At 74.2% G+C, this 10,870-nt stretch carries 10 protein-coding genes; 3 read left to right on the top strand and 7 right to left on the bottom strand.

Translation table 11 applies throughout. The annotated features are described in order from the left end of the window. Window positions 1–137 precede the first annotated feature (137 nt). The 5 genes from AC559T_RS13270 to hemL form a co-directional block, all read right to left on the bottom strand. The gene (locus tag AC559T_RS13270; RefSeq protein WP_498868888.1) at window positions 138–1,166 is read right to left on the bottom strand and encodes a cytochrome c biogenesis CcdA family protein; all 1,029 of its coding nucleotides are present in this window, start codon (window positions 1,164–1,166) and stop codon (window positions 138–140) included. A 6-nt stretch (window positions 1,167–1,172) separates the two neighbouring features. Further along, window positions 1,173–1,730, bottom strand: a complete 558-nt coding sequence (locus AC559T_RS13265) for a TlpA family protein disulfide reductase (protein ID WP_498868892.1) — start codon at window positions 1,728–1,730, stop codon at window positions 1,173–1,175. Between the two features lie 294 nt (window positions 1,731–2,024). Then, on the bottom strand, window positions 2,025–2,945 hold the full coding sequence (locus AC559T_RS13260) for a putative RNA methyltransferase (RefSeq protein WP_498868887.1): 921 nt from the start codon (window positions 2,943–2,945) through the stop codon (window positions 2,025–2,027). Between the two features lie 22 nt (window positions 2,946–2,967). Then, the gene (locus tag AC559T_RS13255) at window positions 2,968–3,612 is read right to left on the bottom strand and encodes a histidine phosphatase family protein (RefSeq protein ID WP_112108479.1); all 645 of its coding nucleotides are present in this window, start codon (window positions 3,610–3,612) and stop codon (window positions 2,968–2,970) included. Beyond that, window positions 3,609–4,964, bottom strand: a complete 1,356-nt coding sequence (gene hemL, locus AC559T_RS13250; RefSeq protein WP_112108480.1) for a glutamate-1-semialdehyde 2,1-aminomutase — start codon at window positions 4,962–4,964, stop codon at window positions 3,609–3,611. Before hemL ends, AC559T_RS13255 begins: the two co-directional genes overlap by 4 nt. A 593-nt stretch (window positions 4,965–5,557) precedes the next feature. On the opposite strand from hemL, the gene AC559T_RS13245 reads away from it, so the two are divergent. The 3 genes from AC559T_RS13245 to AC559T_RS13235 all read left to right on the top strand — a co-directional run bounded on the left by AC559T_RS13245 (window position 5,558) and on the right by AC559T_RS13235 (window position 7,983). After that, window positions 5,558–6,682: an ATP-binding cassette domain-containing protein gene (locus AC559T_RS13245; protein ID WP_498868891.1), complete on the top strand. Its 1,125-nt coding sequence runs from the start codon at window positions 5,558–5,560 to the stop codon at window positions 6,680–6,682. Further along, window positions 6,679–7,506 carry an ABC transporter permease gene (locus AC559T_RS13240; RefSeq protein ID WP_498868886.1) on the top strand — a complete coding sequence of 276 codons (828 nt, stop codon included), beginning with the start codon at window positions 6,679–6,681 and terminating at the stop codon, window positions 7,504–7,506. The genes AC559T_RS13245 and AC559T_RS13240 overlap by 4 nt, the downstream gene beginning before the upstream one ends. A 252-nt stretch (window positions 7,507–7,758) precedes the next feature. Continuing rightward, on the top strand, window positions 7,759–7,983 hold the full coding sequence (locus AC559T_RS13235; RefSeq protein WP_020463551.1) for a heavy-metal-associated domain-containing protein: 225 nt from the start codon (window positions 7,759–7,761) through the stop codon (window positions 7,981–7,983). Between the two features lie 58 nt (window positions 7,984–8,041). On the opposite strand, the gene hemB is transcribed toward AC559T_RS13235, so the two are convergent. Further along, window positions 8,042–9,058 (bottom strand): porphobilinogen synthase, encoded by a 1,017-nt coding sequence (hemB, locus tag AC559T_RS13230; protein ID WP_112104681.1) that lies wholly within the window; start codon window positions 9,056–9,058, stop codon window positions 8,042–8,044. Next, window positions 9,055–10,869: a bifunctional uroporphyrinogen-III C-methyltransferase/uroporphyrinogen-III synthase gene (locus AC559T_RS13225; protein WP_112104682.1), complete on the bottom strand. Its 1,815-nt coding sequence runs from the start codon at window positions 10,867–10,869 to the stop codon at window positions 9,055–9,057. The genes hemB and AC559T_RS13225 overlap by 4 nt, the downstream gene beginning before the upstream one ends. Between the last annotated feature and the right edge of the window lies 1 nt (window position 10,870).

Below are 10,870 nucleotides of genomic sequence, written 5' to 3'. Positions count from 1 at the left end.
GGCCCCGGGCCCGGGGGGGGGGCCCCGCGACGACGCTCGCGGAGCCGGTGGGTCGAACGCCTCCGGGGCCTCGAGGACCGTCGGATCGTCCGGGCGCAGCCCGTCGACATGTCCTGACGGCGCGGTGGGACGTGTGCTCACAGGGGCGTCTCCGAGAATCCGGGCGCGTAGGGGCGCAGCTCGGCGACAAGGTCGGCCCAGGCTCCGGTGAGCTGCAGAACGCCCACCGTCACCAGCAGGGCGCCGCCGGTCAGCGCGAGGAGTCGGGCGTGGCGGCGAACCACCCGCAGGGCACCGGCGGCCCGGCGGAAGGCCAGGCCGACAGCCAGGAAGGGCAGCCCGAGCCCCAGGCAGTACATGGCGGAGAGGAACGCGCCGCGCCCGGCCGTCGCGCTCTGCGCGGCGAGCCCCAGCACGGCGGCCAGGGTCGGGCCGATGCACGGCGTCCAGCCGAGACCGAACAGCAGGCCCAGCGCGGGGGCGCCGAGCAGCCCGGGATTGGGCATGCGGTGGAAGCGCCACTCCCGGTTGGCCCAGGACATCTGGGAGAACACTCCGGCGAAGCCGAGCCCCATCACGATCGTGACCACACCGAGCACCTGGCTGAGCCCGACCTGGTGCAGGTTCAGCCACTGGCCGAGGCCGCCGAACGCCACCCCGTACGTCACGAACACGACGCTGAAACCGAGCACGAACAGCCCGGTTCCAGCGGTCACCCGGCCGACCCTGCGCAGCTCCCCCAGCCGCCGGACCAGCGCGGACGGCTGCCCGCCGGCGGCCGCCGCAGCACCGCCGGACGGCGGTACGCCGACGGCCGGCAACGCACCGGACCCCCGCGCGGGGCCACCCACGTCGGCCGCGCCTGACATGCCTGACACGCCTGCGGCGGCGGGCGCTCCGACAGCCGCGGGCGCTCCGGCGGCAGCCATCGGCGCGGCGGCGGGCTCGCCCGGCTCCGCGGTCGCGGCGAACGCCGCGGAGCCGGCGGAGGCTGTCTGCGCCGGACGGCGCTGGAGATCCTCGCCGGACAACCCGGTGATGAAGGACAGGTAGCCGGGGACCAGCGGCAGCACGCACGGCGACAGGAAGGACAGCAGCCCCGCCGCAGCCGCGACGGGCGCCGCCAGCAGCAGCGGGCCGTCCGTGACGACGTCCACGACACCCATCCGGAACTAGACCTCCGTCCGGAGCCGCTCGAGCACGGTGGTCAGCTCCGCCGGCAGCACGCCACCGGTGAAGCGCGCGGCGATGCGGCCGTCCGCGTCGAGGACGAACGTCGACGGCAGGCCCGGGGCGACCGGCCAACCGGCGGCGAGCGTGCCGAGCCGGTCGACGATGCTCGGGTACACGACCTTGAAGTCGCGGGTGAACGCCTTCGCGCTGGAGGCGTTGTCCTTCTCGTTCACCCCGACGAAGGCGACGTCCGGATTCCTGCCGGCGAGTGTGACGAGACCGGGGGTCTCCGCCCGGCACGGGGCACACCAAGAGGCCCAGAAGTTCACCACGACGGGCTTGCCTCGCAGCGAGGCGAGGTCGAGCTGGCTCCCGTCGAGCGTCGCGCCGGACATCCCCGGCGGTTCACGGCGGTCCGCGGCGGGCACGAAGTCCTGCCCGGGTGCCTGTTGAACGAATCCATAGCCCCCGCCACCCGTGGCGTCGACCTTGCTCGCGTTCGCCGAGCAGGCCGCGAGCCCGCCGCCGACCAGCAGCACGGCGGCGACCACGGCCATCACGCGGCGTCTCCGCCCAGTGTCCCGCTCCCAGCCCAGGATGAGCCCGCTCCTTTCGGCATCGCCGACCTTCTACGACCAACCGTAGAACTACGCCCTCCAGAGTAGGTGCCCCGTGAGCCGCACGCGTCAGGGCTTGGCCGCACAGGCCCCGGACGTCCGTCCCAGGACCTTCGACTCGGCCCCGTGGCACTGACGCGATCCAGGCGCTCCAGCCCGGCCGGCACACCGGGACCGCACACCGGGCCGGCTGTGCCGGCAACGCCGGTTCCGGCAACGCCGGCCCGCCACAGGTCAGGCCTCGGGCGCCTGCGCGCGGTCGATGACGAAGGAGGCGGTGACGTCCATCGCGGCCCGGCCGGGGGGCCACACCGCGGCCAGGCGCCGGCGCAGCTCGGGCGCGCCCGTGTGATGCCCGGTGGGGCCCATGAGAGCCACGTCGACGACCTCGTCCACGCCGAGCTGGAGGGTACGGGTCAACGTTTCCCAGGAGAGCTGGGCGAACCGGCCGGAAAGTTCGTCCGCCAGCCGTGCCCGCTTGCCCGGCTGGACGCCGACGAGCCCGAGTGGCTCCCGCAGCTCCGCGAGGTGCCCCTCTCCGGGTGTGACCAGGAGCAGCGTGCCCCCCGGCCGCAGCAGCCGGCGCATCTCCGCGAGGTTGCGCGGCGCGAAGACGTCCAGCAGGACGTCGACGGACGCGTCGGGCAGCGGCCAGCGGTCGGCCACGTCGAAGGCCACGGCACCGATTCGCGGATGGACCCGTGCCGCGCGGCGCAGCGCGTACTTCGACACGTCGACGGCGATCCCGAGCCGCCGCGGCCCCGCGTCCACGACGGCCGCGAGGTGGTGGGCGGTGCCGGCGCCGATCTCCAGCACGAGCTCGGGAGCACCGGCCGCCGGATCACTGACCGCCGGGTGATCGGCTGGCGGAGCATCGGCCGGTGTCCGCCCGCCCCCCGTTCGGGCCGCGGCAAGTTGGACCAGGCGGGCGGTGAGCGGCGCGTAGTGGCCACCCCCGAGGAAGTCGACCCGGGCCTGGACCATCTCGGCGGTGTCCCCGGACACCCGGCGGGCCCGGCCCGTACGCAGGTTCAGGTAGCCGGACCGTTCGACGTCGAAGGAGTGCCCCGCGGCGCACCGCACGGCACCCGCCGGGTCGGCCAGGGGCGCCGCGCAGACGGGGCACCGCAGGAGGCGCAGGGCTGGATGGATCATCCGACGCGGTGGGGGCCGGCCCTCACGCGCCCACGGAGCCGGGCGCGTTGGCGGTGGGCCCGTTGGGCTCGCTGTACTCCACCCGGAGGAGCTCCCCGGCCACGTAGACGGCCGAGGTGACGCTCGCCAGCGCGCACTGCCGCCGGTCCGGGCGGTGCCACAGGTGCTGCTCCTCCAGCGCGCGCCGGGCGATCCACACCGGAAGCTGGTGGCTGACCAGGACGACGTGCCGGCCCCGATGGGCGTCCCGCCACTCGGCGACGCTGCCGAGCATGCGCCCGGCGATCTCCGTGTACGGCTCGCCCCAGGACGGCGTCAGCGGGTTACGCAGCAGCTTCCACATCGCCGGATAGCGGAACACCGCGGGGCCCGCCTCGAAGGTCCTGCCCTCGAACGCGTTGCGGCTCTCGATCAGCCGCGGGTCGACCTGCAGCGGCACGCCGTGCGCCGCCGCGATCGGGGTGGCCGTCTGCTGCGCCCGGTCCAGCGGGCTCGCCACCACCGCGGCGACATCGAAGCCGGCCAGGTACTCGGCGGTGATCTTGGCTTGCCGCTCGCCGGTCTCGGAGAGCCGGTAGCCGGGCAGCCGGCCGTAGAGCACCTTGCTCGGGTTGAACACCTCGCCGTGCCGGACGAGGTGCACGGTCGTGACCTCCGGCCCGCTCACACGGCCCCCCCGCCGACCGCGACCGCCGCGCCCACCGCCACCGCCGCCGCGGCCCGGGCGGCCGCCGGTGCCGCCGCGGCTATCCGTTCGACCGCCTCGTCGTCGTGCGCCGCCGAGACGAACCACGCCTCGAAGGCCGACGGCGGAAGGTAGACCCCCGCGTCGAGCATGGTGTGGAAGAAGGCGGCATAGCGCTCGCTCGCCTGCCGCTTCGCGCCGGCGTAGTCGATGACCGTCGTCGCGTCGGTGAAGAACACGCTGAACAGCGACCCAGCGCTGTTGAGCAGGTGCGGGACGCCCTGCTCGTTCAGGGCGGTGGAGACGATGCCGGCGACGTCGGCGGCGCGCGCGTCGACCGTCGCGTAGACCTCGTCGGTGCAGGCGCGCAGCGTGGCGAGCCCGGCGGCCACCGCGAGCGGGTTCCCGGAGAGCGTCCCGGCCTGGTAGACGGGGCCGGCGGGGGCCAGTCGGGCCATCACGTCCGCCCGGCCACCGAAGGCCGCGGCCGGCAGGCCGCCGCCCATCACCTTGCCGAAGGTGAACAGGTCGGGCACCCAGCCCTCCACGGCGCCCTCCAGGCCCCACCAGCCGGTGCGGGAGACGCGGAACCCCGTCATCACCTCGTCGAACACCAGCAGGGCGCCGTGGGCGTCGCACAGGCGCCGCAGGCCGGCGTTGAAACCGGGCAGCGGCGGGACGACCCCCATGTTCGCCGCGACGGACTCGGTGATGACCGCCGCGATCGTGTCGCCGCGCTCGGCGAAGGTCGCCTCGACCAGGGCGAGATCGTTGTAGGGCAGGACGATCGTGTCGGCGGTCGCCGCGCCGGTGACGCCCGGGGTGTCGGGCAGGCCGAGGGTCGCCACCCCGGAGCCGGCCGCCGCGAGCAGCGCGTCGACGTGCCCGTGGTAGCAGCCCGCGAACTTGACGATCGTGGGACGTCCGGTGAACCCCCGGGCCAGCCGGATCGCGCTCATCGTCGCCTCGGTGCCGGAGTTCACCAGGCGCACCTGTTCGACCGGGGCCACCCGCTCGACGATGAGCTCCGCGAGCTCCACCTCGCCGGGGGTGGGCGTACCGAAGCTGGTGCCCCGGGCCGCGGCCGCCGTGATCGCCTGGACCACGTCGGGATGGGCGTGGCCCAGGATCATCGGACCCCAGGAGCACACAAGGTCCACGTAGGTGCGGCCGTCGGCGTCGACGAGCCGCGGGCCGGACCCGGAGGTCATGAAGCGGGGAGTGCCCCCGACGGCGCGGAAGGCACGCACCGGCGAGTTCACCCCGCCGGGGACGACCCGCTGGGCCCGCCGGAAGAGATCATCGGATGCGGGTGCGGTAGACGGAACCACCATGCCCCCGATCCTCGCAGGTCTCGCCGCGAGCCCGCGCCCGGCGCGGGCGCTGCCGCGGATCCGGCACCAAGAGCGGGAGCGGGCGCGGGGCCGGAGCGGTCGGCACCGACCGAGGCCGCCGGCGGACGGGGGTCTGCCCCGGCCGCCCACCGGCGGCGGCTCCGGTTACCAACTTTCGTCCCGAACCGGCACCTGCGCGCCGGGGACGAACCAGACCCTAATCCTTCATCTGCCCGGGTCTTGCTTGGCCGCCAGGGACGATGGTATGCCCCGCCGCGAACTCGACGGGCGCCCGGCGGACCTTGCGGGCCCGGTGGATGTCCTGATAATGCCGGAACCGGGCCCGGGGTGCCTCCGCCCGCACCGATGATCGATAGGCGCGGTTGTCCTAGGCGACCTTCCCCACACGGGCCACCGGCCCGACTCCCCGCTATCCCAGGAACGGCGGTTGACCTTCAGCCATCCGAACCCTGATACTCGGCGGCGAGTAATCGGTACCAAGCAGCACAGAAACACGGGACGCGGGCCAGCAGCCCAGGCACGGGCGGCAGGGACACCGGCGGCACGCGAGCCCGCCCGACCCGACCGCGGCGATAACTGTCGCCGACCTGCGTAAGTCGTACCCCGGCCGAGGACGCGGGGCCCAGCCCGTCCCGGCCCTGGCCGGCATCGGCTTCACGGTTCCGGCGGGAACAGTGTTCGGCCTGCTCGGGCCGAACGGGGCCGGCAAGTCGACCACCGTCAAAATCCTGAGCACGCTGTCCCGCGCGGACTCGGGCACGGCCAGCGTCGCCGGCTACGACGTCCGCCGCGATCCCGGCCTGGTACGCCGGTCGATCGGCCTGGTCACCCAGAAATCCGGCACGGATCTGGACGCCACCGGCCGGGAGAACCTCTGGCTACAGGGCCGCCTTTACGGGCTGGGCGGCCCCCGGCTGACCCGCCGGGTCGACGAGCTCCTCGACCGTTTCGACCTCGGCGCCGCTGCCGACCGGCTCGCCCGCACCTACTCCGGGGGGATGCTGCGCCGGCTGGACGTCGCCGTCGGCCTCGTCCACCGTCCGTCCGTCCTGTTCCTCGACGAACCGACGACGGGCCTGGATCCACAGGCCCGGTCGGCCATGTGGCGGGAGATCGCCGACCTCACCGCCGACGGGCTGACCATCCTGCTGACCACGCATTACCTCGAGGAGGCCGACCGCCTCGCAGCCAGGGTCGCGATCGTCGAGGGTGGGCGCGTGGTCGTCGAGGGCAGTCCCGACACGTTGCGCAGCGAGCTGCGCGGTGACTCGGTGAACCTCGAGCTCGCCGCCCACCCGGAGGGCGACCGGACGCACGAGGGCGCCGAGCAGGCGGCCCGGATTCGTGAGCTCCTCGCCGCCGTCCCCGGAGTGCTGGACGTGGCCGTCGAGGGCCGACAGGTACGCAGCCGGGTGTCCGGCGGCGCCGCGACCCTGCCGGCGGTCATCGCGGCGCTGGACGGCGCCGGGCTGGCGGTGGCGTCGGCGACGATCGCCAGGCCCTCCCTGGACGACGTCTACCTGCGCCACGTGGGGCGCCGCATGCGGCCCGAAGCCCGTTCCGGGGATCCGGACGCCGCCGCGAACCCTCCGGACACCCCGCCTACGCCGGACACCCCACGCACACTGGGCACGGCAGGCCAGCCGGGCACGGCAGGCGAGCACGGTTCGGGCACCGGGCAGGGGGACGTCCGATGAGCAGCTCCGTGCTGCCGGGACCGGCGGCGGGGAGCGCCAGGCCGGCCCGCGTGTCCGGGCGCGGGCAGCTCGCCGCGTTCTTCGTGCGCAACGTGCGCGCGCTGCTGCGCCAGCCGGCCTACCTGTCGATCAGCCTGGTCCAGGCCGTGGTGTGGCTGCCGCTCTTCGGGTCGCTGTTCCGCGGAGTCGCGGACATACCCGGATTCGGCGACGGCTCCTACTTCGACTACCTGACACCGGGCGTTGTGATGATGTCGGCGTTCTTCAGCGCCGGCTGGGCCGGGATGGGCTTCATCACGGACATGGAGCGCGGGGTCATGGACCGGATCCTCGCCGCCCCGGCCAGCCGCTGGGCGATCATCGGTGGCTGTCTTGCCTACCAGGCCCTGCTGACGACCGTCCAGACGGTGATCATCCTGCTGCTCGGCTGGGCGCTGGGAACCGACTACGGGGGCGGTGCCGTCGGACTGCTCGTGCTGGTCCTGGTCGCGATCGCGCTCGGCACCGTGGTCGCCGCGCTGTCCATGGCGCTGGCGCTGCTCGTCCGCCGTGAGGAGTCACTGGTCGCGGCGACCAACTTCCTCGCGCTGCCGCTGACCTTCCTCTCGACAGCGATGATGTCCCGCGACCTGCTGCCCGGCTGGATCCGGCCGATCGCGCTCGCGAACCCACTGGACTGGGCCGTCTCGGCGGCGCGCGAGACCATCGCCGCCGACCCGAACTGGGCGCTGGCCGGCTGGCGGGTGGCCGCCCTGACCGCCACCGCCCTGACCGCCACCGCCCTGGCCACCCAGGCCTTCCGCGCCTACCAACGCTCCCTCTGACCAAACCGGCCTCCGGTCAGGCCGGGCGGCCCGATGTGTGGCGGGTGAATGAGTCCATGGACTCATTCACCCGCCACGCTAAACCTGAGTCGAGGTTTGGGCCGCGGTGGGGTGGTGGGGTGGGGTGGTGCTTGCCGTTTTCCTTGTGGTCCGTGTGACGCGGCGGAGAACCCTACGGGGGGAGGGTATGGACGTAGGGTTCGGTGGGTATCGGGAACCGTTCGGACGAAAGCATCGCGAGGAGGCGTCGCCATGTCCGTCACCAGCATCGTGACCACTTACAGCGTCACCGGGATGACCTGCGGGCACTGCGCCGCGGCGGTCAGCGAGGAGATCTCGCGGCTGCCTGTGGTGACGTCCGTGGACGCCGACGCTCCCAGTGGCCGGGTGGCCGTGACGAGCACCGGCGAGCTGGACGACGCGGCCGTCCAGGCCGCCGTCGAGGAGGCCGGCTACACCCTGACCGGCCGCCTCTGACCAACGCCCCCGGCCGCGGCCCGAACCTGGCGGCGGCCGGAGGCTGGTGGCGGGGAGGCTAGCGGCGGGAGGCCAGCCGCTCCGCGACCTCGGCCGCCCAGTAGGTGAGGATGATGTCGGCTCCCGCCCGGTGGATGGCGGTAAGCGTCTCCATGATGACCCGGTCGCGGTCGAGCCACCCGTTGGCCGCGGCGGCCTCGACCATCGCGTACTCGCCGGAGACCTGGTAGGCGGCGACCGGGACGTCCACGGAGTCGGCGACCGCGCGCAGGACGTCCAGGTAGGCCAGGGCGGGCTTCACCATCACGGCGTCCGCGCCCTCGGCCAGGTCCAGCTCCACCTCGCGCAGCGCCTCACCGGCCGAGCGGGCTGGATCCTGCTGGTAGCCGGCCCGGTCGCCGAACTGGGGGGCGCACAGGGCGGCCTCCCGGAACGGGCCGTAGAAGGCCGAGGCGTACTTCGCCGAGTAGGCCATGATCGGGATGTCGGTGTGGCCACCGCCGTCCAGCGCGGTGCGGATCGCCGCGACCTGGCCGTCCATCATGCCGCTGGGGGCGATCATCTCGACGCCGGCGGCGGCCTGGGCCAGCGCGATCTCGCCGTAGCGGACGAGGGTCGCGTCGTTGTCGACCTCGCCCGTGGCCGTGAGCAGGCCGCAGTGACCGTGGTCGGTGTACTCGTCCAGGCAGAGGTCGGCCATGATCACCGTGTCGCCGCCGACCTCGGACACGAGGTCGGCGATGGCAAGCTGGACGATGCCGGCCGGGTCGTCGGCGGACGAGCCGCGGGCGTCCTTGTGCTCGGGCACGCCGAACAGGATGATGCCGCCGACGCCGGCCGCGGCCGCCTCGGCCGCCGCCTTGCGCAGCGAGGAACGGGTGTGCTGCACGACGCCGGGCATCGAGGAGATCGGGACCGGCTCGGGCACACCCTCCCGGACGAACATCGGCAGGATGAGGTCGGCGGGATGCAGCCGGACGTCGGCCACCATCCGCCGCAGCGCGGCCCCGCGGCGCAGCCGCCGCGGGCGCGCCACGGGGAAACCGACGGCCGACCGCCCGGGCCCCGCGATCACCGCCGGGAACCCCGGCGCGGCTTGGGCAGCCTGGCGGCGAGCGGGCCGACCTTGCCGAGCTCCTCGCGGTGCTCGGCGGCGAACTCCGCCAGCGACGCGACGAGCGACGGGATCGACGCCTCGGTCGCCTGGACGTCCACCCGCAGGCCGAGCTCCTGGGCGGTCGCGGCCGTCGCCGGGCCGATCACCGCGATGACGGTGGTCTCGTGGGGCTTGCCGGCGATTCCGACCAGGTTGCGCACCGTGGAGGAGGAGGTGAAGACCACCGCGTCGACCCGGCCGCCCTTGAGGGCCTCGCGGATCGGCGCGGGCGGCGGCGCGGCGCGCACCGTCCGGTAGGCGGTGACGTCGTCCACCTGCCAGCCGCGGTCCTTGACGCCGGCGACGAGGGTGTCGGTGGCGATGTCGGCGCGCGGCAGGAGAACCCGGTCGAGCAGGTCGAGCGACTCGTCGAACTCGGGCCAGTCCTCGAGCAGGCCCTCGCTGGACTGCTGGCCGGCGGGCACCAGGTCGGGGCGGATACCGAAGGCGCGCAGCGCGTCCGCGGTGGCCTCGCCGATCGCGGCGACCTTGACGCCGGCGAAGGCGCGGGCGTCCAGGCTGCGCTCCTCGACCTTCTCCTGCACCGCCTTGACGGCGTTCACCGAGGTGAAGGCGACCCACTGGTAGCGGCCGGAGACCAGCCCGGTGATGGCGCGCTCCATCGGCGCGGCCGTCCGCGGCGGCTCGACGGCGATCGTCGGCACCTCCAGCGGACTCGCCCCGTGGGCGCGCAGCGAGTCGGAGAGGATCGCCGCCTGCTCCTTCGTCCGGGGCACCAGCACCGTCCAGCCGAACAGGGCGCGGGTCTCCCACCAGGACAGCTTCGCCCGGGTCGCGACGACCGGGCCGACGGAGATGATGACCTCGTTCGGCGGGTTCGCGGTGGCGTTGAGCATCGGCGCGACGTCGGCCTCGATCCGGTCGAGGGTCGAGGTGACGGTGCGCTGGTCGGTGGTCGTGCCGTCGACGGTGACCGCGACGGGGGTGTCACCGGCGCGGCCGTGCTCGACCAGCGCGGTCGCCACCTTGCCGATCTCGGTGGGGCCGGCGGTGACGATCAGCGTGCCGGGGGCCTGCGCGAGCGCGCCCCAGTCGACGTCGCCCGGTGTGGTGGGCACGCCGAGACCACCGAAGCCGGTAGGCGTGCCCAGGCCGAGGGGCGCGCCGAAGCCGCCGCCCACGCCCAGCGGGCCGCCGCCGAGGCTCGGCATCGACCGGCCGCCGAGGCGGGACGTCCCGAAGGGGGGCGGGGTGAGCGGGCCGACCGGGTCGCCGACGCCGAACGGTGAGGCCGAGGCGACCGAACCCGAGGACGAGAAGACACCCGACGTGCTGGCGAAGGTGACCGGGCTGCCCGGCGCGACACCGGCGTAGGTCGCGACCGCGGCGGAGGTCGAGACACCGGGAACCACCCGGTAGGGGATCTTGGCCTTGGCCAGCGACTGCGCGTCCGCCGCGCCGATCCGGGTCAGCCACGGGTCCGAGGCGTAGAGCCGGACGACCTTGTCCCCGGCCCGTGCCCGGCTGACGACCGCGGCGGTCGCGGCCTCCGCGTCCCGCACCGGCTTCGGGGCGTCGAGGTCACCGATCCGCAGCACCTCGGCCGACAGCGACTCGACCACCTCGGACGGTACGTCCGGGTCGGCGACCACCACGTCGGCAGCGGTGAGAGTCTCCACGGCGAGGACCGTGAGCAGCCCCGGATCACGGGGACCGGCGCCCACAAGCGCGACCGGGGACACGGGCTTCTTGGTACGTCGGGTGGCCATG

The organism is Frankia sp. Hr75.2, from assembly GCF_949319125.1.
GTDB classification, from domain to species: Bacteria; Actinomycetota; Actinomycetes; order Frankiales; family Frankiaceae; genus Parafrankia; species Parafrankia soli.
Note: the sequence above shows the minus strand (reverse complement) of the source record. Positions and strands in the feature narration are given on the sequence as shown.

Bases quoted from the DNA above. Each gene is read 5' to 3' on its own strand.
- AC559T_RS13270 (WP_498868888.1), bottom strand. From the start codon at position 1,166: ATGGGTGTCGTGGACGTCGTCACGGACGGCCCGCTGCTGCTGGCGGCG.
- AC559T_RS13265 (WP_498868892.1), bottom strand. From the start codon at position 1,730: ATGGCCGTGGTCGCCGCCGTGCTGCTGGTCGGCGGCGGGCTCGCGGCC.
- AC559T_RS13260 (WP_498868887.1), bottom strand. From the start codon at position 2,945: ATGATCCATCCAGCCCTGCGCCTCCTGCGGTGCCCCGTCTGCGCGGCG.
- hemL (WP_112108480.1), bottom strand. From the start codon at position 4,964: ATGGTGGTTCCGTCTACCGCACCCGCATCCGATGATCTCTTCCGGCGG.
- AC559T_RS13240 (WP_498868886.1), top strand. From the start codon at position 6,679: ATGAGCAGCTCCGTGCTGCCGGGACCGGCGGCGGGGAGCGCCAGGCCG.
- AC559T_RS13235 (WP_020463551.1), top strand. From the start codon at position 7,759: ATGTCCGTCACCAGCATCGTGACCACTTACAGCGTCACCGGGATGACC.
- AC559T_RS13225 (WP_112104682.1), bottom strand. From the start codon at position 10,869: ATGGCCACCCGACGTACCAAGAAGCCCGTGTCCCCGGTCGCGCTTGTG.